Genomic DNA, 24,099 nt, shown 5'->3' with positions numbered 1-24,099 from the left:
AGATGCCTTATCCGCCAAACAGCTCGGAGAACTGCTTCTTGTCGGCATCAGTCTGATCGAGAACCTTCTGGGTGTCGATAGACATGATGTTGATCTTGGTGCCTTCCGGCAGCCAGGCAGGACGGCCAACGCCGTCCTTGGCAGGCAGATAACCCTGCTCGAGCGCCAGCTTCTGGCCGTCATCCGACAGGATGAAATCCACGAACTTCTTGGCGCCATCGACATTCTTGGCGGTTGCCATGATCGCGACCGGTTCAGTCACCGCGGGCACGCCTTCCGACGGGAATACGAACTCGATCGGCGAACCCTTGGCCTTGGCGTTGAGCGCCATGAAGTCCACCAGGATACCGTATGGCTTTTCGCCACTCGCAACCGACTTCAGCACAGCGCCATTGCCTTTGACGCTTGCCAGCTCATTGGCCTTGAGGTTCTTGAAGTAATCCCAGCCCAGATCCTTGTTGAGCGCGAAGCCACTCAGCAGATAGGCGGCAGCGCCGGAGTAAAGCGGGCTCGGCATGACAACCTGACCCTTGTAGTCGGCCTTGGCAAGATCGGCCCAATGTTCAGGCTTCTGCGCGGCACCCGTATTGTAGGCGATGCCCGTGGTGATCAGTTTGGAACCGAAATAAGTCTTGTCGGCATCGTAGCTATCTGCGGCGAAACCATCGACCTTGGCCTCTGGATAAGCAAGCAAGCGCTTGTCCTTCTTGAGGCCTTCCATCGTCACCGCATCCGCAATGAGAAGAACGTCGGGCTGCGGTGCGCCAGCCGCAAATTCGGCAGCAAGCTTGGTGAGGAGTTCGCTCGTGCCCGAGCGGAAAATCTGCACATCCGTATCGGGATTGGCCTTGCGGAACGCTTCAACCGTTTTGGTCGCATCCGCTTCCGGCTGCGAGGTATAAAGCGTCAGCGTATCGGCCTGCGCCACGGCGATGGAAAGAGCAAGAAGCGCAGGTACGACAGCGGCCCGCTTCAGCATCTTGTTCATGGGATTCGCTCCTCGAATTTCTGTGTAATGTTCGCCAGCATGACCAGCGATGCCGGTGCGATCCTGACGCGTGCGAAGTGATAACGCGCAGATACTGCCATGGCGATAGGCACGATCATTTCCATTCATGGTGCACCTGTCAAACATCCTGCAACGTGAAACCGGAAAAGCAAAAGCCTTCCGGCGGAATCATTCCATCGGAAGGCTTGTAAGGCATTGAGGCAGTTGCCGAACAGCCATCCGTTTCTCCTGATTTGGAGAGATGCGGATGGCATTAGAGGAATTGCACTGCGGTTTTATGACAGCCGCAAACCTATCCCCGGCGAACCGGTCGGCAGATCAGATAACGATCTCGGCGACATGCGCAATCTGTGCGCCAGCCTCGTAATAGGCTTCGCGCAGACCACGGAAATTCTGTTCCTTCGGATCGCTGACCGGCAGCGGCAGGTCGTCTTCCTTGATCTCGCCTGAAACGAGTTGCGAAAGCAGTTTTCCGAAGACAGTACCCGGCGCGATGCCGCGGCCATTATAACCGGAGAACCCGACGACATTGCGCGCCAGGCGATGGAATTTCGGCAGGCTGTCATCGGTCATGCCGATCTTGCCATACCATTCGGCTTCGAACTCGACTTCGCCGATTTGCGGGAACAGTCGCTTCAACGACTTCTTGGCCCATGCCTTGTGCACGGCAGCACCCGTGTTGCGCAGCGCACCGACGCTGCCGAACACCAGGCGGCCTTGGCTGTCAAAACGGAAGGACGAAAGCACTTCCTTCGTATCCCATACACCCTGACGCTCCGGCAGAATGCTCTTCTTGAGATTGTCCGACAGCGGCTTCGTAGCCATGTTGAAATATGGCAGATGAACCAGTTCGGCGCGAACTTCCGCCCACGGCGCATTGGTATAGGCGTTGGTTGCCACCACGACCCAGTTGGCCGTCACGGAACCCTTGGCGGTCTTGACCACCCACTTGCCGTTCTTTTCCTCAGCGCCGGTCACGGGGCTTCCGGTAAAGATGGTCGCGCCAGCGGCAACGGCGGCATGGGCAAGCCCGCGCACATAGGCCAGCGGCTGGATCGTACCGGCGCGCAGATCGAGCAGCGACCCGGCATAGGCTTTCGTGCCGACCTTGGCTTCGGTTTCTCTCGCATCGAGCAGCTTTACATTCGCGCCACGGCGCGCCCACTGCTCATAACGATCTTCAAGTTCTTTCAGACCCTTCTTGCCGACGGCGCAATGAAGCGTGCCCTGCTTCTCGACTTCACAGGCAATCTTGTGTTTCTCGATAATCTCAAAAACCAGCTTCGGCGCATTGCCGAGGACATCGAGCAGACGGTCGCCATATTTCTGGCCAAGCACGCCGGGCAGATCATCCGGCATGACCCACATGCCCGCGTTCACCAGACCGACATTGCGTCCCGAACCGCCATATCCGATCTCGATGCCTTCAAGCACGATGGCCCGCGTGCCTTTTTCGGCCAGATGCAAGGCCGTCGACAGGCCGGTGAAGCCGCCGCCCACGATCACCACGTCCGCAGTCAGATCACCTTGCAGCGCAGTCGTCTTGGGAGCAGCAGGGGCGGTCTTTTCCCAAAGACCATGGGAGCGCGGATCGTTCAGCATTGAGACAACCAATTCATACCGAGCATTTCCAGCAAAAGTGTGAAGCGGTTTTGCGTTCGGAAATGCGTAAAAACAAACAGTTAGAGCGGTTCCCGGTCTTTTTCATGATCGACCGCTCTCGTGGAATACGGGCGCACTGCCCGGTTGTTTCTATTTCACGCCGCGAAAGCCGCTTGGACAGCGTTATTTGCGCAACAATTCATTCCGGTTTGGAATGAACCAGCATCGAATAATCCGTATTTCCAACCTGCCCGGCAATCCACTGACAGAAGACCTGCGTCAGCGGGTTTTCCAGTTTTCCTTCCGGGACAACGAGATAATATTCATTCTCGGTCCGCATCGGCTTCTCGAAAAGCATGACCAGTTCACCGCTGCGCAATTCCTGCTCGATCAGATAAAGCGGCAGAAGCGCGAAACCCAGCCCAGCCAATGCGGCACCTATAACCATCGAGAACTGGTCGAAACGGTGGCCGCGATAGGCCGTCTGTCCTTCAACGCCGCAGCTTTCAAACCATTGCGCCCACATTTTGGGTCGTGTCGCAAGATGCAGCAAAGGTTCGTTTTCAAGTTCTTCCGGCGCGGACGGATGACGTGCCTTCAACAGGCTTGGACAAGCAACCGGCACAATAACCTCACTACACAGGAAAGTGCAGGTGGCGTGAGCCCAGACTGGCTGTCCGTAATGAATGGCCAGATCGAAGGGCTGTTCCTCGAAATCGAAAACGCCGGAACGCGACGCCACATTCAACGCGATCCCCGGATGCTTCTCGACGAAATCGGGAATGCGCGGCATCAGCCAGCGCGTGCCGAATGTCGGCAGGGTCGCCACACTGAAAGAAGAGGTGGACTGCGCCGAAGCCATGGCGCGCAACATCGTATCCTCTGTCTGGTTGAGAAGACGCCGCACCTCCGGCAGAAACTTGCGACCGGCATCGGAAAGCAGAATGCGCTGGCGAATACGCTCGAACAGCAGCACGCCGAGCTGGCTTTCGAGATCCTTGATCTGACGGCTGACAGCGCTTTGGGTGAGATTGAGCTCATGCGCAGCCTGGGTGAAACTTCCGTGACGGGCAGCACATTCAAAGGCTTGCAGCGTGGCGATGTCCGGGATCAGTCTTCTGCTCAGCTTCATTCCATTCTCGCATTAACATAGTTGCTTTCGTCGCAAGCATAACCGCAAAACGGTCTATATGATACATTTTCATCATAATCCATGCATGATCCTCCCAAACAAGACATGCGCCACCCGAAGATGCCCCACTCGACGGAAATTTTCGCCATGAAAGACCAGAAATTCGTTTCGCCGGACGCCATTCGTTCCGCCTTCTCGGCTGCGATGTCTGCCATGTACAAGCAGGAAGTGCCTGCTTATGGCACATTGATGGAACTCGTTGCCGATGTGAACGCCAAGGTGCTGGCGGATGACAGCCACCTGCATGAACGCCTGACGGAAACAGATTCGCTTGAGCGCATCTCGGAAGAGCGCCACGGCGCAATCCGTCTCGGCACTGCTGCCGAGCTTTCCATGATGCGCCGTGTGTTCGCGGTCATGGGCATGTTCCCGGTCGGCTATTACGATCTGAGCGCCGCTGGCGTTCCGGTCCATTCGACAGCCTTCCGCCCGGTCGCCGATGCAGCGCTGAAACACAACCCGTTCCGCGTCTTCACCTCGCTTCTGCGCCTTGACCTCATCGCCGATGAAAAGCTGCGCGCTGAATCGGAGGAAGTTCTCTCCAAGCGCAACATCTTCACCGCTGGCGCCATCGCGCTCGTCGAAAAGGCGGAAGCTGAAGGCGGCCTCAACGATGAAGATGCTAAAGCCTTTGTGGCTGAAGTGCTGGAAACCTTCCGCTGGCACGATCACGCCAATGTCAGCGCCGAACTTTATCATCGCCTGCATGACGCACATCGCCTGATCGCTGATGTCGTTTCCTTCAAGGGTCCGCATATCAACCATCTGACGCCGCGCACGCTCGACATCGACGCCGTGCAGGCCCAGATGCCGGAACGCGGCATCAACCCGAAAGCCGTTGTTGAAGGCCCGCCAACCCGCAAGTGCCCGATCCTCCTGCGCCAGACCTCTTTCAAGGCGCTGGAAGAAGAAGTATCTTTCGTCAACCCGGACGGAACCTGGACACCGGGCTCGCATACCGCCCGTTTCGGCGAGATCGAACAGCGCGGCGTGGCGCTCACGCCAAAGGGCCGTGCGCTTTACGACAAGCTTCTCAACGACACCCGCGCTATTGCCCGCCCTGCCCCGGACGGCTCGAATGCGGCTGAATATGTGAAGGCGCTGAGCGATACTTTCGCGGCCTTCCCCGATACATGGGCTGGCGTGCGTGAGGAAGGCCTCGGCTACTTCGCCTATTCGGTCAAGGATGCGGCACGTCTTGCAGCTTTCAAGCCGGATACCGATATCGAGGCTCTGATTGAAGCAGGCGCAGTTCAGTTCGACCCGATCATCTATGAAGACTTCCTGCCGGTCAGCGCTGCCGGTATATTCCAGTCCAATCTGGGCGACGACGAAACGCAGGATTTTGTTGAAAGCCCCAACCAGAAGCGTTTCGAGGATGATCTGGGCGCGAAAGTGCTTAATGAATTCGAGCACTATGCCCGCATCGAACGCGAATCCATCGAAGCCGTTCGAGCAGGCCTGAAGGGCCTCGAAGCGGCGGAATAAACGCATAACCCCGAAAAGTTGCGAACTTCTCGGACAGGATTATGCGCAAACAACTCATACAGAGAGGAAAGCCATGAACACCGCTGTTAGAAAAATCGACGTGAAGAAGGAAGCCGCCGATCTGCTTTCCAAACTCGGCGTGGATGCATCCGCCTATACCGGTGGCAACCTTGCCGGTTTCAGCCCTGTTTCGGGCGAACAGATTGCTGCGGTCAAGACCCACAGCAAGGAAGATGCCGTCAAGATCATCGACAAGGCCGACGAAGCCTTCCGCGCCTGGCGCAACGTTCCAGCCCCAAAGCGCGGCGAGCTGATCCGCCTGCTCGGTGAAGAGCTGCGTGCTTCCAAGGAAGATCTTGGCCGTCTCGTTTCGCTCGAAGCTGGCAAGATTCCTTCGGAAGGCCTCGGCGAAGTGCAGGAAATGATCGACATCTGCGATTTCGCGGTCGGCCTGTCCCGCCAGCTCTACGGTCTCACCATCGCAACCGAACGCGCTGGCCATCGCATGATGGAAACCTGGCATCCGCTCGGCGTCGTCGGCGTTATCTCTGCCTTCAACTTCCCCGTCGCCGTCTGGTCGTGGAACGCCGCTCTTGCAATCGTCTGCGGCAACTCGGTCGTCTGGAAGCCATCTGAAAAGACCCTTCTGACCGCTCTTGCCTGCGATGCGATCTTCAAGCGTGCCCTGAAGCGTTTCGGCGATGCGCCGGAAGGTATCTCGCAGCTTCTGCTCGGTGATCGTGAAATCGGTGAAGTCCTCGTCGACAGCCCAAAGGTCCCGGTCGTTTCGGCAACCGGCTCGACCCGCATGGGCCGCGAAGTCGGTCCGCGCCTTGCCAAGCGTTTTGCTCGCGCAATTCTCGAACTGGGCGGCAACAATGCCGGCATCGTCTGCCCGTCGGCCGATCTCGACATGGCGCTGCGCGCAATCGCTTTCGGCGCAATGGGCACCGCTGGCCAGCGCTGCACCACGCTGCGCCGTCTCTTCGTGCATGAAAGCGTTTACGACGCTCTCGTCCCGCGTCTCCAGAAGGCATATGCCAGCGTCACCGTTGGTTCCCCGCTTGAAACCAGCGCTCTGGTCGGTCCGCTGATCGACAAGGTTGCTTTCGACAACATGCAGAAGGCGCTCAAGGAAGCAGCAGCTCACGGCGGCAAGGTACAGGGCGGCGAACGCGTCGATGCTGGCCATGAAAACGCTTACTATGTGCGTCCGGCCATTGTCGAAATGCCGAAGCAGGAAGGCCCGGTTCTCGAAGAAACCTTCGCCCCGATCCTCTACGTCATGAAGTATTCCGACTTTGACGATGTTCTGGCGAGCCACAATGCTGTCGGCGCAGGCCTGTCGTCCTCGATCTTTACGCTCAACCTGCAGGAAGCAGAGCGCTTCCTTTCGGCTGAAGGTTCGGATTGCGGCATCGCCAACGTCAACATCGGCACTTCTGGTGCTGAAATCGGCGGCGCATTCGGCGGCGAAAAGGAAACCGGCGGCGGTCGTGAATCGGGTTCGGACGCGTGGAAGGCTTATATGCGCCGCGCAACCAACACCATCAACTACTCGAAGGCTCTGCCGCTGGCACAGGGCGTTTCCTTCGACATCGACTGATCGGTCTGGTTCAGGATCAAAAGAAAACCCCGCTTCGTGAACTGACCCCCGAAAGTTGGACACCCAACTTCGGGGGTTTTGCATGTCCAAATACAGCAGCACATTCAAGCAGGAGGTCGTGTCGTATCACGGCGACGGCAAGCACAGCTACCGAGAGGTTGGTTTGCGTTTCGGGCTCGACCATTCCATGGTCCGCAGGTGGGTCGCCAGTCACGCGGCCCATGGCGTGGCTGGCTTATCTCGGAAGCACAGCCATTACGATGCCCAGTTCAGGGCTCAGTTCAGGCTATCGGTCCTCGAACGGATGTGGAAGGATGGCCTGTCGCGTCGGCAGGCGGCAGCGCTGTTCGACATTCGCAACGTTGGCTGCCTCTCGGTCTGGGAGAGGCAATATGAGCGCGGCGGGCTTGAAGCCTTGGTTCCGCGCCGAAGAGGCGGGTCCCGATCCATGGCCAAACCACCTGTCGCTCCACCCCCGGTTACGAACACCGGCGGGGATGGACCACCAAGTGATGAAGCCAGGAGCCGCGAGGAGTTGCTGGCTGAACTGGCCTATCTGCGCATGGAGAATGCCTACCTAAAAAAACTGGAGGCCTTAACGCAGGCGCGTCGCGCACTGAGCGGACGCAAGCAGTCCAGGCGTTAAGGCCGCTCCATCCACTCGACGGCCTGCTGGCGCTTTCCGGCCTGGCGCGCAGCACGTTCTATTATCAACTCAAGGTGCTGTCGTCGGGCGACCGGCATAAGGCTTTGAAGTCAACGATCCGCTCGGTCTTCGACGAACACAAGGGCCGCTACGGCTATCGCCGGGTGACGGCGGCGATCCGTGGACGTGGAGGCGCGGTCAACCACAAGACCGTCCAGCGGCTGATGGTTGAGATGGGACTGAAGTCGCTGGTCCGACCCAAGAAGTACCGGTCCTACAAGGGTCAGGCTGGCCGTGTGGCACCCGACCTGCTGCAACGTCAGTTCTGGGCGAAGCGCATGAACCAGAAGTGGGCGACCGATGTCACCGAGTTCAATGTCGCCGGCGAAAAGCTGTTCCTGTCGCCGGTCATGGACCTGCACAACGGCGAGATCATCGCCTTCGAGACCGCGAGGCGACCCATCTTCAAGCTGGTCAAGGACATGCTCGACAAAGCAGTGAGCCGCCTCAATGACGAGGACAGGCCGATCCTGCATTCCGACCAGGGCTGGCAGTATCAGATGCCGCAATGGAGCCGGATGCTCGAAAGCCGCAATATCGCAGCAAGCATGTCGCGCAAGGGAAACTGCTTCGACAACGCCGCAATGGAGAGCTTCTTCGCCACGCTCAAGTCCGAGTTCTTCTATCCCAACCGCTTCGACAGCATTGACAGCCTGCGTCAGGGCGTCGAGGACTACATCCACTACTACAACAACGATCGTATCCGCATGAAACTCAAAGGGCTGAGCCCTGTGCAATACAGGACCCAGCCCCTAAATCATCCCAGCCCTTCAACCGTCCAACTTTATGGGGGCAGTTCATTCGGCGGGGTTTTTTATTGGCTTAATATTTGAATTGGCACAACGCATCGACCGGTTGAGGTTTTTGCAATGACGCGGCGAAAATGGTGACCTCTCGAGAACCGGAGCGGAGTGTACTTTAAGGTACATGAGCACCGGAAGCGCAGAGAGGCACCATTTGCAGACCGTCAGTGCGTAAATATCGACTGGTCGATCACCCCATGCGTTCGGAGGCGAAGGAGCCCGGAGAAGCAGGGAATACAACTGTGCGGTTGCCGTTGAGGAATGAGCGGTGATGGATATGGGCGTGAACGGCTCGCGCCAGAACCTGCGCTTCCACGTCACGGCCAATCGACACGTAGTCGGCGGCGCTCTGTGCGTGCGTGATGCGCGCCACATCCTGCTCGATGATCGGGCCTTCATCAAGATCAGCCGTCACATAATGCGCGGTCGCGCCAATCAGCTTCACGCCACGCTCATAAGCCTGCTTGTAAGGATTTGCGCCCTTGAAGGACGGCAGGAACGAGTGGTGGATATTGATGATCCGGCCCGACATCTTCTGGCAAAGCTGGTCGGACAGAACCTGCATGTAACGCGCAAGCACCACCAGTTCGGTGCCGGTATCTTCCACGATATCCAGAAGGCGCTGCTCGGCTTCCGGCTTGTTGGCCTTGGTTACGGCGATGTGATGGAACGGAATGTCGTGATTGACGACAACCTTCTGATAATCGAAATGGTTGGAGACCACGCCGACAATATCGATCGGCAGTGCGCCGATCTTCCAGCGATAGAGCAGATCGTTCAGGCAATGGCCGAAACGCGAAACCATCAGCAATGTCTTGGTGCGGTGGGCATTGTCATGGAACTCAAAATTCATGTCGAAAGGTGCCGCCACGGACGCAAAGCCCTCACGCAGCACGTCGAGCGCTACGCCTTCTTCGGAAATAAAGCTGACGCGCATGAAGAAGCGACCGGTGTCCAGATCGTCGAACTGGGCGCTATCGATGATGTTGCAACCCTTGCCGGCAAGATAACCCGAAATCGCGGCAACGATACCACGGGTGGACTTGCAGGTGACGGTCAGGACGAAATTATGCATCGGACTTCCTCAAATTTTCGAAGGCGCAAGCCAGGGCGACCACATCGCAAACCTAATCCACGAAGCGGCCCCGGCCATGCCAGAATGCGTAATGCACTGACGGGATTGCGCTATCAAGCGACTTTGGAAGAAAGATTGTCCAATTTTGTTTCGAGCCGCATCCCGCGTTCCGGGATGCGGACCAGCATCAAAGATGCGGGTTGCGATTACGATAGCGGGCAACAAGCGAGCGGTTCACATCGCCAGAGCCCGGCATGTTGGCGCTGAGATAGATCGGGGCGTCGCCCTCGCCCACCAGCCTTGCCGCCACATCGGCAAAAACGGCATTGAGAATGGTCACGCCAAGCGCGGTTGAAACCGGGCCGACTTTCAGCGCACTGCCTTCGACTTCCAGCACCGCATCCCCCGCAGGCGCGTCATTGTCCAGAACGACATCGGCCAGAGAAAGCAATTGCGTGCGCCCCTTGGCGATGGCGTTGGAATAGGTGACGGAGGTAACCGCAATAACGGCAGCGCCCTTCTCACGCGCAAAACGTGCTGCCTCGATGGGAGCGGCATTGACGCCGGAATTCGACACGACGATCAGCACGTCGCCTTCGCGAATGCCATAGCGTTCTAGAATTGGTAGCACCGCTCCTTCGATCCGCTCGAAATGCGAGCTTGCCACCGCCCCGTCCTGCAGCATGATCGCCCCGCAGAGAATGGGCACGGTGATTGCCAGTCCGCCTGCACGATAATGCAGCTCTTCCGCCATCATATGCGAATGACCGGTGCCGAACACATAAACGCGGCGATCCGCCTTGGCCGCAGCGGCGATGAGTTCAGCCGCCTTGGCCATCGGATCGGCAAGGCGATCGCGCAGGCCGGAGAGCCGGGCGATCAGATCATTGAAATAACGATCGGTGATTTCGGTCATCGTCCTTACCCCGCGATCTGCTTTTCACCCGAAAGCCACGTGGCTTTCGCAAACAATCCGTCATCAAGATGGACCGCATCCATTCGCATGCCGGGTCGGAATGTACCGCGATCATCAAGACGCAGATAGCGCGCGGGATAGTGGCTCGCCATGCGCAGCGCCTCGGCCAGTGTGAGTTCCAGCTCGGCCACGCCGAAACGAACAGCCGACGCCATGTCGAGATCGGAACCGGCAATGGTGCCATCCGCCAGCACGAGCTTGGAGCAAATGCCGCCCGGCACACGACGGACGGCGCGCCCGTTGATCTCGAAGCTTTCCGAGTCCGAACCGACCAAAGCCATGGCATCCGTCACGAAAAACAGATGCGCGTCGCCGCGCTTTGCCCTGAGTGCAAGCCGCAGCGCCATCGGATCGACATGATGACCATCGGCAACGATGCCGCACCAGATGTCGGGATGATCGAGCGCCGCGCCTGCAAGCCCCGGCGCTCGGTGGCCGATCTGGCTCATGGCGTTGAAAAGATGGGTGACACTCCGCGCACCGGCATCGAAGCGCTTGAACGCCTCTTCCGCTGTAGTGTCGCTGTGGCCGATGCTGACGACGACACCGCCATCGCTCAACCGGCGCACTTGCTCAGGCGTGACCTGCTCGGCAGCAAGCGTGACCAGCAAGGTGCCGATCTGCTTTGCCGTATGGATATAGAGCGCAATATCGGCATCATTGACGGGACGCATCAGTTCCGCCAGATGGGCGCCCTTGCGCGCAGGCGCCAGATGCGGCCCCTCAAGATGCAGGCCGGCAACGCCCTTGTCGGCCTTGACCGCTTCAATCGCCGCTTCGATGGCGCGGTCGCGAACCGGCGTCGTATCGGTAATCAGCGTGGGCAAAAGGCTCGTCGTTCCATATATGCGATGCCCCTTGGCAATCGTGAACATGGTTTCGGGCGTTGGCTGATCATTCAGCATGCGCCCGCCGCCGCCATTCACCTGCGCATCGATGAAGCCGGGGGCCAGAATGCCGCCATTCAGACGCTCGACCTCATAGGCCTCGCCAAGCGAGGCTTCCGGCACAATGGCTTCGATCCGGCCATCGCCGAACACCAGCGCGCTCTGGTCGTGAAAGCGCTCGCCGTCGAAGATACGCGCCCCTGCTATTGCTGATTTTTTCGTCATACCGTCACCGTAACCTTGTTGAGATTGCGCGGCTTGTCGGGATCGAACCCCTTGCGGCGCGTGACCGCTTCAATGACGCGGTAATAATTGATGAGGGAAACCAGCGGATCGAGATGCGCGTTACCCGTGCTCGCCGATGGCAACCGGAAGCCCGGCGTTTCCGCATCGGATAGCGATACGATGCTCGCCCCGAACGAGTGCAGCCGCTTCAACGCCTGCATGTTGGTGTCAAATGCTTCGTCGCGTGGGAGGAAAGAAACAATCGGGAAGCCCTCCTCCACCAGACGCATCGGACCATGCATCAGTTCGGCCAGAGAGAAAGCTTCGGCATGGATATTCGCGGTTTCCTTTGCCTTCAGCGCAGCTTCGAGTGCAATCGCAAAGGCCGTGCCGCGACCACCGGTATAAAGCGAACGCGCATTGAACAGAAGGTTTTCCACTGCCTCGCGGCCGTCGGGCCGTGTTGCAGCAAGCGCTTCCGGCAGGCGCTGCAATCCGGCTTGCAGGCTTGCGTCAGCGCTGGCCGAAGCAACGACGCCCGAAAGCGCGGCGACCGCGGCGATGAACGACTTGGTTGCAGCAACGCTTTTTTCTTCACCGGCATGGAGCGCCAGCACAACGTCGGCAGCGTTACCAAGCGGACTATCGACGACGTTCACGACGGCGATTGTCGTTGCACCACCTTTTTTGGCGGCTTCCTGCGCCGCAACAATATCGGGGCTGGCACCCGATTGCGACACGGTGAAATGCAGGCCGTTCTTGAGCTTCAGCTTGGAACCATAGACCGATGCCACCGATGGACCGATGGACGCGACGGGAATGCCCATCGTGATTTCCATCAGATATTTGAAGAATGTTGCCGCGTGGTCGGACGAACCGCGCGCGGCGGTGGTGATGACGGCAGGTTCGCTCTTCTGGAAGATGCGCGCGATTTCCGCGAACGTGCCTGCCTCCTTCTCAAGCAGACCGGCGACGACGGCTGGCGACTGTTCGGTTTCCTGCAGCATCAGGGAGGAAGGGCTGTTCATGGTCATTCTCCAATTTTCAGTTCCGCGACGAAGTCATAGGCATCGGCGCGATAATGCGAACGGGTATATTCGACGATCCGGTCGTCTTCGAGATGCGAGACGCGCTCGATAAGCAGTGCGGGCGCGCCCCGATGCACGCCAAGCAGGCGGGCTATGCCGGGATCGAGCGTGACCGCCGTCAGGCGTTGCAAGGCGCGTACCGGTTTGTGGCCGCGCCGCGCCAGAGCGCCGTAAAGCGAGGTTTCATCGACGCGATCCTGGTCCAGAAAATGGCGTGGAACCACCGCGCGCTCAAAAGCCATCGGCACTCCGTCGGCGAGACGCAGGCGGTCAAGCCGCACCACGGTCGTATCGACACCGACCCCCAGCCGGAAAGCTTCGTCCGGCGATGGCCTGTCGACCTTGTTGGTGACGACGCGCGCGCCCGGCTCCTTGCCGCGCGACAGCATGTCCTCGGAAAACGAAGTCAGGCGCCACAGATGCTGGCTGATGCGTGCCGGGCGCTCCGCGACGAAGGTGCCGCTGCCGCGCCGCGCTTCCACCACGCCCTGTGTCAGCAATTCCTTATAGGCATTGCGAACAGTGATACGGCCCACGCCAAGCTGTTCCGCCAGATCGCGCTCCGGCGGCAGGCCGACAGCGGGCGCAAGCTCCCCTTCCTCGATCAACTCACCGAGAATGCGTGCGAGGTTCCGGTAAAGCGGCCCCGTAAGCTGCGGATCATGCAGGCCGCGCTCTTCAATCGCCGTGATCAATGTGGTTCTATTCATAACTTACATAATAGAACCTATATAGAACCAATGGCAAGTGACAATCTCATGAAAAAAGCCCGGTCGTAACCGGGCTTTTCTGTTAGTGCGATGGCGAAGCAGTATGTGCCTCGGCTGGCGGCGCATCGCCGTTGCGTTCCGGCTCCTTGATCCGGAACCAGGCGACATAGAGTGCCGGCAGGAAGAGGAGCGTGATTGCCGTGCCCGCGATGATGCCACCCATCATGGCATAGGCCATCGGCCCCCAGAACACTTCGCGCGCGATGGGGATCAGCGCCAGGCTTGCCGCCGCCGCCGTCAGGGCAATGGGGCGCATTCGGTGCTGGCTGGCCTGTGTCACTGCATCCCATGGGTGCATGCCCTCGATGATATGCTCCTCGATCTGCACGATGAGGATGACCGAGTTGCGGATGAGAATGCCGACCAGCGCCAACACGCCGAGGATCGCCACGAAACCGAGCGGCTTGCCGCTTGGCAGCAAAGCGGCAACGACACCGATCAACCCGAGCGGCGCCACAGCCACCACAAGGAACAGCCGCTGGAAGCTCTGCAACTGTATCATCAGGACCGTTGCCATGACGAACAGCATCAGCGGAACGACCGCCGCAATTGGTCCCTGGCTCTTGCCGCTTTCCTCCACCGTACCTGCCGTCTGGACATAATATCCCGCTGGCAGCTTGTCGGCGAAGGTCTTGATGGCTGGTTCCAGATCCTTGACGATCGTATCCGGCATCGTCTTGTCGATGATGCCGGCGGCAACCGTGATGGTGGGAATACGCGACCGACGATAGATAACCGGCTGCTCCAGCTCATACCGGAAATTCGCAATCGCCGCCAAGGGCACCGAAGTCCCGTTGCCGGTTGCGATCTGGAGGCTCTGAAGCGTATCGATCGAATCCCGTTCCTGCTTCTGCGCCCGTGCGATCACGTTGATCAGGTAGATGGAATCCCGCACCTGCGTGATCGTGATCCCGCCAACGATACCGTTGAGGGTCGTTGCAATATCCTTTGAGGATATGCCGAGCTTTCTCGCCTTGTCCTGCATCACATCGACGCGAATGACCCGGCCAGGCTCGTTCCAGTTATAGTTGACGACGCCAAGCCGCTTGTCCGCACTCAGGATACCGGCAAAATCCTGCGCGACACCCCGCAGCTTCTGGATGTCCGGTCCCGAAATGCGATACTGCACCGGACGCCCTACCGGCGGTCCAAGCTCCAGATATTTCACATAGACGTCCGTGCCGACATAGTCCTTGCGCAACACCTCGTTGAACTTGTCGCGGAGCCTGTCGCGCGCTTCAATGTCCTTGGCAACGACGACCATCTGTCCGAAATAAGGGTTCGCCGGCTGCACATCGAAGGATAGGATGAAGCGGATAGCCCCTTGCCCGATATAGGTGCTCCAGTGATCCACATCGGGATTATCCCTGAGCATCGTCGCTTCGAACTTTTCCATCTGCGCTCTGGTGTCGGTGATGGAACTGTTCTGCGGCAGCGTCCAGTCGAGCACCAGTTCCGGGCGATCCGACTGCGGGAAGAACTGCCGTTCGATGAAGCCCATCCCGAAAACCGACACGGCAAAAAGTGCGATGGTCGCGATGATCGTGATCCATTTATGCCGCATGGCCGCGAGCAGGACCTGCGAGAATATTTCGAAGAAGCGGCTTCGCTTTTCTTCATGCGCCTTCATTTTCTTCGGCAGGAAGGTGACCCCCAGCAAAGGCGCAAACAGCACTGCCACGATCCACGAGACAATCAGCGAAACCGCAATTACCACGAACAATGTGAACGTGTACTCACCGGCCTGGCTGCTGTTGAGCCCGATGGGTATGAAGCCGGCAATGGTCACAAGCGTGCCCGTCAGCATCGGGAAAGCCGTACTGGTATAAACGTAGGTCGCCGCCTTGTTGATCGGATCGCCTGCCTCCAGCCGCGCGACCATCATTTCCACCGCGATCATCGCATCATCGACCAGAAGGCCGAGCGCAATGATCAGCGCACCGAGTGACACGCGCTGCAGCGAAATATCCAGCAGCGACATTGCCAGGAAAGTGATCGCCAGCACCAGCGGGATCGACAGCGAAACGACAAAGCCCGCTCGAACGCCCAGGCTGACGAAGCTCACCGCCAGAACGATGACGACAGCCTCGAACAGCGCTCTGGTAAAGCCGGAAACCGCATCCTTGACGACTTCGGGCTGGTCGGCGACCTTGAAGACATTCACGCCAACGGGAAGTTCCTGCGTCACCTGGCTCATCATCTTGTCAAGCGCCGCACCAAATTCCAGCAGATTGCCGTTCGGCTTCATGCCGATGCCAAGGCCGATGGCGTCCTGCCCGTTGACCCGGAAAATCGATGTCGGCGGGTCGACATAGCCACGCGTAATCGTCGCCACATCGGAAAGACGGAAGAAGCGATCATTGACGCGCAAATTCACCGCGCGCAGGTCGGCTTCCGACGTGAATTGCCCGCTGACACGCACGCTGATGCGTTCTGGACCGGCTTCCACGACACCGGAAGGCGTGATGGCGTTCTGGTCCTGCAAGGCTTGCAGAATTGCCTGCTGGTCCAGTCCGAGCGCCGCAACCTGACGTGTGGAGAATTCCAGATAGATCGCCTCGTCCTGCGCGCCGATCAGCTCGACCTTGCCAGCATTCGGCAAGGTGAGAATTTTCGCTCGCGTGCTTTCGGCATAGTCCCGCAGCTGCCGCATCGAAAGACCATCCGACGTGAAGGCAAAGACATTGCCGTAAACATCACCGAACTGGTCGTTGAAATAAGGCCCGAGAACGCCTTGAGGCAGCGTGTTCTGAATGTCGTTCAGAAAGTGACGCACCTCGGTCCATGATTTTTTGACCTGTTCGGCGCGCGCCGTATCTTTCAAAAACACGAAAACGACCGATTTGCCCGCCGTCGTTATGCTGCGGGTATAGTCGAGCGTATCGAGCTCCTCGAGCTTCTTTTCCAGCCGGTCCGTAACCTGATTGAGCGTTTCCTCAACGGAGGCTCCGGGCCAGTTGGCCTGCACGACCATCGTCTTGACGGTAAATTCCGGGTCTTCCTCCCGGCCGAGATCGATGTAGGAAATAAAGCCCGCGACTAGAAAGACGAGCATGAAGTACCAGACCAGGGACCGATGGTTCAGAGCCCAGTCAGACAGATTGAATCCTTTCTTCACAGACCCGTTCCTTTCGCGTCCAGGCGGACTTTCTGTCCTTCCTTCAACTCATTCACACCGGCAATCGCAACGTAGCTTCCGATATCGACACCCTCGGCGACAAAGCTGCCGCCGCGCCGCTCGATAACCTGCACATCGCGAAGGGAAACCGTCTGTTTTCCGGGATCGATGACCCAGATTCCGGTCTTGCCGTTTTCTTCGTGCAAGGATTGGATCGGGATCGTTACCAGGTTCTGTTCGGGTGCAGCCATCGCCGCCCGGATCGTCGCGCCGAGGCGAAAGCCGTCGGGCGGATTGTCGAGGGCAATGCGCACGCGCCGCGTGCGCGTCTGGGCGTCCGCCTGCGGGGCGACCTCACGCACGGTCCCCTTTCCGGTGACAGTCGGGTCGGCCTGAAGCTGCACATTGAATGGCGTGTCCCGTTCAAAATATTGCGTCATGCTGTCGGGAATATCGAGGACCGCTTCTCGAACATCCGGACGTGCGACCGTCATCACCGTTTGTCCTGCGGCAACAACCTGCCCCACTTCCGCGCTCGTTGCGGAAATGACGCCATCGTAATCCGGGCGCAACACGGCATAGCTGCGCTGATCCTGCGCCTTTTTCAGACCCGCCCGCGCCTTTTCGAGCCCTGCGTGAGCGCTGTCCCGCGCCTGCCTTGCCGCATCATAATCGGCCTGAGAAACATTATTGCCCTTCAGCAGGATCCGCTGGCGCTCCTCGCTTGCCGAGGCGTTGGCAAACTGTGCTTCCGCGCTCGCCAGATCGGCCCGTGCGGACTGGACGGCAAGATCGAGATTGGCAGGATCGAGCATGGCCACCATCTCGTCCTTCTTTACAAGATCGCCCACCTGAACAGGCCGATTGATGATCCGGCCCAGCACACGAAAGGCTAGATCGGTGGAATAACGAGGCTCGATCGTACCGGCAAAGCCCGTCTGCGTTACAGGCTTGGGCTCGACCACCATGTAAAGGACCGGACGCGCGACGTCCGAATCCGCCTGCTTGTCTTCTTCCTTGCCACAGGCGCTAAGCAGAACCGCCGCGCCAAGCAAGGCGACATAACCCGCCGAGCGGATCGTGGGAAACTGGATTGCCGTTTTCATTGTGCAACGAGCCCTTCCTGTTCCGGCATGATCTCGGCCGGTTCGCCGGAACGCAGCATCTGCGCGCCCTTGGTGACGATCAGCTCGCCTTCCTGTAGCCCGCTCTCAACGAGCAACCGGCCTTTTTCGTAGGCGAGCACCTTGATCGGAACCAGCGTTGCCACTTTCGAATCCTTGGAGAGCCTCCAGACAGCGGTGCGTCCTGCATCCGAAGTCATCGCGCTCCATGGCAGAACGACGACCTTCACACTTTCCATATGAACCGTGCCCGTCACCGTGGCGCCCAGCGCCATCTGGGGCGGGGTTTGCGCTATCCCGACCTTGACCCGCACAGTGCCGGTCTGCGCATCGACCACCGGCGAAATTTCGCGGATCTTTCCTTCGGCGCTTATCGAAGCATCGGAGAGAAGGGAAATCGTTACACCCATCCCGATCTTGGCATGGTTGACCAGCGTTTCCTGCACGTCGAAGACCGCATCGCGCGGACCGTCCTCGGCAATGGAAAACGCCGTCTGCGCCGCCTGCACTACCTGACCGGCCTCTACATTGCGCGCAGTGATCACGCCTGAAACAGGCGCCTGCAACTCGGTGTAGGACAGTTCGTCGCGCGCGTTGTTGAGCTGGCTTTCCGCACTGGCAAGGGCGCTTTGCGTCGTCTGAAGGTTCTGGGTTGCCTGATCATAAGTGCTGCGCGTCGTAAACCCTTGCGCCAGCAAGGCCTTCTGTCGCGCAAAGTTGGCCTCCGCCTGCACCAGCTGCGCCTGCGCAGCATCCTTGGAGGCTTGCGCAACGCGCAGATTAGCCTGCTGTTCGACATCGTCGATACTGGCGAGGGGCTGCCCCTTTTCCACATGCTGGCCGACTTCGACCAGACGCTGAACGACCTGACCGTTCAGCCGGAACGACACATTGACAAGCGATCGCGCAGCTATCGACCCGGATAATGTCAGCTTTGGCTGATAATCACTGGCGACCGCCTTGACCGCCGCCACCGGGACGACATTGAGCTCATCCGCCCGCGCCTGAAACGTTGCGCCCGGCACAAGCAGCCCCATGCAGGCAAAAATTATGGCGGCCATCCCGAAACGGGGAAAAACGTGCCGGTTCACAACGCGCCCTCCTCCATTCCGCAAACCGTAAACAAATGAATTTACTGCCATTTACACGAATCTCGCTGGTTCGGTTCGTTTGAGAGTGCAACGAAAGCCACGCACGCGAAAGCGGCGTCGTAAAAGATATGGTTTCATATTTCTCGCTGTCAAAATCTCTTCGGAAATGTTTACACCAAACAATTGGCGGCTTTTGCCTTTCATCAGAAAATTTATAAGTAGAAATGCTAATACAAGCAGAGTTTGAAGAAATGTTCCGGGAACACCGGCGATTGCCTTCTACCCTTGCACCTCCCGGACAAGCCTTTGCCCGGCAGCGTTCAATTCATAACGTGTGCGCTGCGTGCGCGGATCGCGCTGCCTGATCCGAACATAACCATGGTCCTGCCCGAGCACTGAAATTTCCCGGAGCACGAGAGCATGGGCAACGCCCAGCAACCGCGCAAAGGTTCGGCTGTCTGAGGCGATATCCAGCGCCAGCCCTGCCACAATCCCCGCACCAAGCGCGCTAAGATTGCCGGACGCAGCCATAAGAGCATCGACGAACGCCATATATTCCGCCTCGCTCTCATCCATCATGCGGCAGCCGACTTCAGGGGACGGAACGAAACAATCACCGACTTTGAGGTCGGCGTGTAGCTTTCATCACCGGAACTGGCGAGCGGCACCAGCACGTTCATTTCCGGGTAGTAGCCTGCAATGCAGCCGCGCGGAATATCGTAGGGCACGAAGCGGAAATCGCGGGCAATCCGCTCCACGCCGTCATCGAACTCGCCAACAATATCGGCCCGGTCGCCGGCCTCGACGCCGAGATCGGCCATGTCGTCGGCATTCATGAAGACGACCTGCCGTTCGCCATAGACACCGCGATAACGATCATCCATGCCGTAGATGGTGGTGTTATACTGGTCGTGGCTGCGGAATGTCTGCAATACATAACGTCCGGGCGTGCCGCGCGCCTGCTGGTGCTCGACGGATTCCGGCAGGGCGCCAGTCCAGAACGTGGCCTTGCCCTTCGTCGTGTTCCATTCCAGTTCCCGGGCGGAGTTGCGCAAATGGAAGCCGCGCGGAACCCGCACGCGCTTGTTGAAGTCGTAAAAGTCCGGCAATACGCGGGCAATACGGTCGCGGATGAGATCATAATCGTCGGCAAGTTCCAGCCAATTGACCGGCTGCGGCCCAAGCGTCGCCTGCGCCATGCCTGCAATGATCGCCACTTCCGAGCGCAGATGAGCAGATGCAGGCGCATTGATGCCGCCTGAACCGTGCACCATGCTCATGGAATCCTCCACCGTCACGATCTGCGCAACGCCCTTGGAGTTGAGATCGATTTCAGTGCGTCCGAGGCACGGCAGGATGAAGGAATCCTGCCCCGGCACCAGATGCGAATGATTGAGCTTGGTTGCGATGTGGACCGTCAGGCGCTGGCTGGAGAGCGCTTTCGAGATAAGCGGGCTGTCCGGCGTTGCCCGTGCAAAATTGCCGCCAAGGCCGATAAAGGCCTGAGCCGATCCGTCGAGCATCGCGCCGATGGCACCCAGAACATTATGCCCCGGCTCGCGCGGAACGTTGAAGCCGAACTCCTTTTCCAGCGCATCGAGAAACGCGACCGGAGGCCGCTCGTTGATGCCAACGGTGCGGTCGCCCTGCACGTTGGAATGGCCACGCACCGGACAGAGGCCCGCGCCCGGCCTGCCGATATTGCCGCGCAGCAGCATGAAATTGGTGATTTCCCGGATCGTGATAACCGAATGGCGGTGCTGGGTGATGCCCATCGCCCAGGTGCAGATGACCCGTTCCGATTGCATGTAGATCTGCGCCGCGCGTTCGAGCGACTGCCGCAGAAGACCGGACTGATCCTCGATTTCCTCCCATGAGGTCGCGTCGACAGCCGCACGATAGGCTTCCAGTTCCGCCGTATGCGTGCTGAGAAAGGCCCTGTCGAGAATCGATGGCTTGCCTGCGGCGAGCGCTGCATCGTCTGCCGCGAAAACCGCCTTGGCCATGCCGCGGAAAGCGGCGAGGTCGCCGCCAAGCCGCGGCTGGAAATAATCGCTTGCTATGGCTTCGCTGCCGCCATGCAGCATTTCAAGCTTGTTCTGCGGATCGGCAAACCGCTCCAGCCCGCGCTCTCGGATCGGATTGAAAACGACGATGCGCGCGCCGCGTTCAGCCGCACGGCGCAGATCGCCCAGCATGCGCGGGTGATTGGTGCCCGGATTCTGACCGACGACGAAAATGGCGTCTGCCATTTCGAAATCTTCCAGAAGCACCGTGCCCTTGCCGACACCGACCGACTGCTTCAGCGCGACACCGCTAGCCTCGTGGCACATATTGGAGCAGTCGGGGAAATTATTGGTGCCATAGGCGCGCACGAACAATTGATAGAGGAACGCAGCCTCGTTGGAAGCGCGGCCAGACGTATAGAACTCGACGCGGTTCGGGTTGTCGAAGCTCTTGAGAATATCGCCGATGGTCTTGAAAGCCTCGTCCCATTCGATGGCTTCATATTGATCAGTCGAAGCGTTGTAACGCATCGGGTGGGTCAGGCGACCGGTATTTTCCAGATCGTAATCCGTCCAGCTGCGAAGCTCGGAAACCGTATGTTCGCGGAAAAAGGCAGGCGTCGTGCGCCGGTCGGTTGCCTCCCAGGCGACAGCCTTCACGCCGTTCTCGCAGAACTCAAACGAAGAGCCATGTTCCGGATCGCCCCAGGCGCAACCGGGGCAATCGAACCCGTCAGGCTGGTTTGCCTTGAGAAGCGTGCGCGCGCCGGAGAGTGGAGCGCCGCTGGCGAGCAATTGCTTGCCGCAGCTTTTCAATGCACCCCATCCACCCGCAGCAGCGGATCGCTTGCCGATGAAACCGGTTTTGGTGGCCTTGCTCATCCGTTACCCTCTAACCCGATTGCGGGCTCAGTTGCAGGAACGCCTTCTCTGATCGGCAGGAAGTTGCCTTGGGCGTGTGGCATTACCATAAGAGGAATTAGCCGGTCCTTCAATTAACCGCGAGGCAATTGTTATTCGGTACTTGTTCGTACTTGATTTCAGCCGCGCGATCCGTCATGCGATTGGTCAAGAAAAATTACCACAAGGGGTAGGATAGATGCCCAACATCGTTGAAATCGCCGATCTGAAGCGGCTTGCCCAGCGCCGCGTCCCCAAGATGTTCTTTGATTACGCGGATTCTGGCGCCTGGACCGAGTCGACCTACCGCGCCAACGAGGACGACTTCAAGAAGATCAAATTGCGCCAGCGCGTTCTCGTCGACATGACAAACCGCTCGCTGGAAACGACGATGATCGGTGAAAAAGTGTCCATGCCGGTGGCTCTCGCCCCAACGGGCCTGACCGGCATGCAGCACGCTGACGGCGAAATGCTGGCAGCGCAGGCAGCTGAAGCCTTCGGCGTTCCCTTCACCCTTTCGACCATGAGCATCTGCTCCATCGAAGACGTTGCTTCGGTCACGAAGAAGCCGTTCTGGTTCCAGCTCTATGTGATGAAGGACCGCGACTTCGTGAAGAACCTGATCGGCCGCGCCAAGGCTGCGGGCTGCTCTGCATTGGTGCTGACGCTCGATCTCCAGATTCTGGGCCAGCGCCACAAGGATATCCGTAACGGCCTTTCCGCCCCGCCGAAATTCACACCGAAACATATCTGGCAGATGGCGACCCGTCCGGGCTGGTGCCTTGGCATGATGGGCACCCAGCGCCGCACCTTCCGCAACATCGCCGGTCACGCCAAGAACGTCACCGACCTTTCCTCGCTCTCCTCCTGGACGGCGGAGCAGTTCGACCCACAGCTCAACTGGAACGACGTTGCGTGGATCAAGGAACAATGGGGCGGCAAGCTCATCCTCAAGGGCATTCTCGATGCCGAAGACGCAAGAATGGCGGCGAAGTCCGGTGCAGATGCTATCATCGTGTCGAACCATGGCGGACGACAGCTCGACGGCGCGCCATCTTCAATCTCCATGCTGCAGCCGATCGTTGATGCTGTCGGCGACGCGATCGAAGTCCACGTCGATGGCGGCATTCGTTCCGGCCAGGATGTGCTGAAAGCCCGCGCGCTGGGCGCGCAGGGTGTCTTCATCGGTCGCCCGTTCCTCTACGGCCTCGGCGCGATGGGCAAGGACGGCGTAACGCTGGCGCTTGAGATCATCCGCAAGGAGCTGGATGTCACGATGGCGCTCTGCGGTAAGCGCGACATCAACGAGATCGACAAGTCGATCATCCATTCCATTAACTTTTGACGATGTTTGGAGCCGGCCCCGTGTCGGCTCCTATACTTTAGCTATTACTTATACAATATCGCGCCTGGCGCGAGTACCGGTAGAAAATACACCGCAGGGTTACTTAATAACCAAGTGTTAAACATATCTCTTTACCATATCCGGCAATGCGGCTTGTGAGCCGATTTTCTGTTCGGATTTGGAGTGGGAACCGATGAAGTGCATTTCCGCCATTGCCATCGTGGCTGTCAGTCTGATGGCGGGATCGAGTGCGGCCTTTGCCGCTGATATAATTGCAGAGCCTGTTATTGAACCAATGCCGGAACCGGTCAATGCCTCCGGCTGGTATATCCGTGGCGACCTCGGTTACAATTTCAAATCCAGTACGGGCGGTGAGTGGAACTTCTGGAACCAGTTCGATCCGCCCTATCGCGGCATTGACGACACGCTGCGTTACGACGATTTCAACCTCAAGGCAGGTGCAACCTACGGCGTGGGTGTCGGCTATCGCTTTACCGACACATTCCGCGCCGATGCCACGCTGGACTACTTCCGCGCAGGCATCAACGGGCGCACCCCCTGTCCGAGCTATGTGAAGTCCGGGAAGGGGCTCAATCCCGTCGAGGACAATTGCAACTACGAGGATTCGTCCACGGCCAATATCTGGACGGCCATGGCCAACGCTTATGTCGACCTGCCGCGTACCGGCCCTGTCACGCCTTATCTCGGCGCGGGCCTTGGTGCTGCCTATGTCAGATATGACGACTGGAAATCCCATGAAGTCTGCGCTGGCTGCACCTATTCCAGCGAAAAGGGCGGACTGGACAGCTGGCGTTTTGCAATGGCTCTCATGGCTGGCGTGAGCTATGACCTCACCGAACAACTCAAGCTGGATGTTGGCTATCGCTATATGCGTATCAATGGCGGCAAGGCCTATGGATACGATGCCGACGACCGCAACACGAACCCTTACGGCAACGCCGAAGGACCGGGCGCCACCGGAACGCAGGCCAAGGACAACGGCTTCAACATGCACACGATCCGCGCCGGTCTGCGTTACGAATTCCGTTAAGCATCGTGCTCACTTGAATAGCAAAGCCCGGTTCAGC

18 protein-coding genes and 1 pseudogene are annotated in these 24,099 nt (G+C 58.8%); 5 read left to right on the top strand and 14 right to left on the bottom strand.

The features are described 5' to 3' along the window. Positions 1–7 precede the first annotated feature (7 nt). From ACS5UA_RS00275 to ACS5UA_RS00260, 4 genes are all read right to left on the bottom strand, one after another. A complete protein-coding gene (locus ACS5UA_RS00275) occupies positions 8–988 on the bottom strand; it encodes an ABC transporter substrate-binding protein (protein WP_443101067.1) in 981 nt (326 codons plus the stop codon). Further along, on the bottom strand, positions 985–1,113 hold the full coding sequence (locus tag ACS5UA_RS00270) for a hypothetical protein (protein ID WP_021587031.1): 129 nt from the start codon (positions 1,111–1,113) through the stop codon (positions 985–987). The genes ACS5UA_RS00275 and ACS5UA_RS00270 overlap by 4 nt, the downstream gene beginning before the upstream one ends. Before the next feature lie 214 nt (positions 1,114–1,327). Next, complete coding sequence (locus tag ACS5UA_RS00265) at positions 1,328–2,611, bottom strand: NAD(P)/FAD-dependent oxidoreductase (RefSeq protein WP_253176950.1); 1,284 nt, start codon at positions 2,609–2,611, stop codon at positions 1,328–1,330. Positions 2,612–2,810: 199 nt separating this feature from the next. Beyond that, positions 2,811–3,743: a LysR family transcriptional regulator gene (locus tag ACS5UA_RS00260; protein WP_443101066.1), complete on the bottom strand. Its 933-nt coding sequence runs from the start codon at positions 3,741–3,743 to the stop codon at positions 2,811–2,813. Positions 3,744–3,890: 147 nt separating this feature from the next. Between ACS5UA_RS00260 and hglS the strand changes: the two genes are divergently transcribed. The 3 genes and pseudogenes from hglS to ACS5UA_RS00245 form a co-directional block, all read left to right on the top strand. After that, on the top strand, positions 3,891–5,291 hold the full coding sequence (hglS, locus tag ACS5UA_RS00255; RefSeq protein ID WP_443101065.1) for a 2-oxoadipate dioxygenase/decarboxylase HglS: 1,401 nt from the start codon (positions 3,891–3,893) through the stop codon (positions 5,289–5,291). A 73-nt stretch (positions 5,292–5,364) separates the two neighbouring features. Then, on the top strand, positions 5,365–6,897 hold the full coding sequence (amaB, locus tag ACS5UA_RS00250) for an L-piperidine-6-carboxylate dehydrogenase (protein WP_443101064.1): 1,533 nt from the start codon (positions 5,365–5,367) through the stop codon (positions 6,895–6,897). An 82-nt stretch (positions 6,898–6,979) separates the two neighbouring features. Next, positions 6,980–8,358: pseudogene (locus ACS5UA_RS00245) on the top strand (IS3 family transposase); the annotation flags it as partial. Between the two features lie 238 nt (positions 8,359–8,596). Here the strand turns inward: ACS5UA_RS00245 and purU are convergent. From purU to ACS5UA_RS00195, 10 genes are all read right to left on the bottom strand, one after another. Continuing rightward, positions 8,597–9,481, bottom strand: a complete 885-nt coding sequence (gene purU, locus ACS5UA_RS00240) for a formyltetrahydrofolate deformylase (protein ID WP_006467477.1) — start codon at positions 9,479–9,481, stop codon at positions 8,597–8,599. Between the two features lie 187 nt (positions 9,482–9,668). After that, positions 9,669–10,397 (bottom strand): SIS domain-containing protein, encoded by a 729-nt coding sequence (locus ACS5UA_RS00235; RefSeq protein WP_021587034.1) that lies wholly within the window; start codon positions 10,395–10,397, stop codon positions 9,669–9,671. Positions 10,398–10,402: 5 nt separating this feature from the next. After that, positions 10,403–11,569, bottom strand: a complete 1,167-nt coding sequence (gene nagA, locus ACS5UA_RS00230; RefSeq protein WP_443101063.1) for an N-acetylglucosamine-6-phosphate deacetylase — start codon at positions 11,567–11,569, stop codon at positions 10,403–10,405. After that, positions 11,566–12,597: an SIS domain-containing protein gene (locus ACS5UA_RS00225; protein WP_443101062.1), complete on the bottom strand. Its 1,032-nt coding sequence runs from the start codon at positions 12,595–12,597 to the stop codon at positions 11,566–11,568. The genes nagA and ACS5UA_RS00225 overlap by 4 nt, the downstream gene beginning before the upstream one ends. A 2-nt stretch (positions 12,598–12,599) precedes the next feature. Beyond that, positions 12,600–13,367, bottom strand: coding sequence for a GntR family transcriptional regulator (locus ACS5UA_RS00220; protein ID WP_006467481.1), 768 nt, complete (start codon positions 13,365–13,367; stop codon positions 12,600–12,602). Between the two features lie 82 nt (positions 13,368–13,449). Continuing rightward, positions 13,450–16,545 carry an efflux RND transporter permease subunit gene (locus ACS5UA_RS00215; protein ID WP_151657801.1) on the bottom strand — a complete coding sequence of 1,032 codons (3,096 nt, stop codon included), beginning with the start codon at positions 16,543–16,545 and terminating at the stop codon, positions 13,450–13,452. Next, positions 16,542–17,651, bottom strand: a complete 1,110-nt coding sequence (locus ACS5UA_RS00210) for an efflux RND transporter periplasmic adaptor subunit (protein ID WP_113474623.1) — start codon at positions 17,649–17,651, stop codon at positions 16,542–16,544. Before ACS5UA_RS00210 ends, ACS5UA_RS00215 begins: the two co-directional genes overlap by 4 nt. Continuing rightward, positions 17,648–18,811, bottom strand: a complete 1,164-nt coding sequence (locus ACS5UA_RS00205) for an efflux RND transporter periplasmic adaptor subunit (protein ID WP_443101061.1) — start codon at positions 18,809–18,811, stop codon at positions 17,648–17,650. The genes ACS5UA_RS00210 and ACS5UA_RS00205 overlap by 4 nt, the downstream gene beginning before the upstream one ends. 228 nt (positions 18,812–19,039) lie before the next feature. Continuing rightward, the gene (locus tag ACS5UA_RS00200) at positions 19,040–19,339 is read right to left on the bottom strand and encodes a hypothetical protein (RefSeq protein ID WP_021587041.1); all 300 of its coding nucleotides are present in this window, start codon (positions 19,337–19,339) and stop codon (positions 19,040–19,042) included. Continuing rightward, a complete protein-coding gene (locus ACS5UA_RS00195; protein WP_253176923.1) occupies positions 19,336–21,648 on the bottom strand; it encodes an FdhF/YdeP family oxidoreductase in 2,313 nt (770 codons plus the stop codon). The genes ACS5UA_RS00200 and ACS5UA_RS00195 overlap by 4 nt, the downstream gene beginning before the upstream one ends. Before the next feature lie 217 nt (positions 21,649–21,865). On the opposite strand from ACS5UA_RS00195, the gene ACS5UA_RS00190 reads away from it, so the two are divergent. Further along, a complete protein-coding gene (locus tag ACS5UA_RS00190) occupies positions 21,866–23,011 on the top strand; it encodes an alpha-hydroxy acid oxidase (protein ID WP_006467487.1) in 1,146 nt (381 codons plus the stop codon). A 193-nt stretch (positions 23,012–23,204) separates the two neighbouring features. Further along, a complete protein-coding gene (locus ACS5UA_RS00185; RefSeq protein ID WP_006472849.1) occupies positions 23,205–24,062 on the top strand; it encodes an outer membrane protein in 858 nt (285 codons plus the stop codon). Positions 24,063–24,099 lie beyond the last annotated feature (37 nt).

The sequence above is a fragment of the Brucella sp. RRSP16 genome (assembly GCF_052246815.1).
Lineage (GTDB): Bacteria > Pseudomonadota > Alphaproteobacteria > Rhizobiales > Rhizobiaceae > Brucella > Brucella intermedia.
Note: the sequence above shows the minus strand (reverse complement) of the source record. Positions and strands in the feature narration are given on the sequence as shown.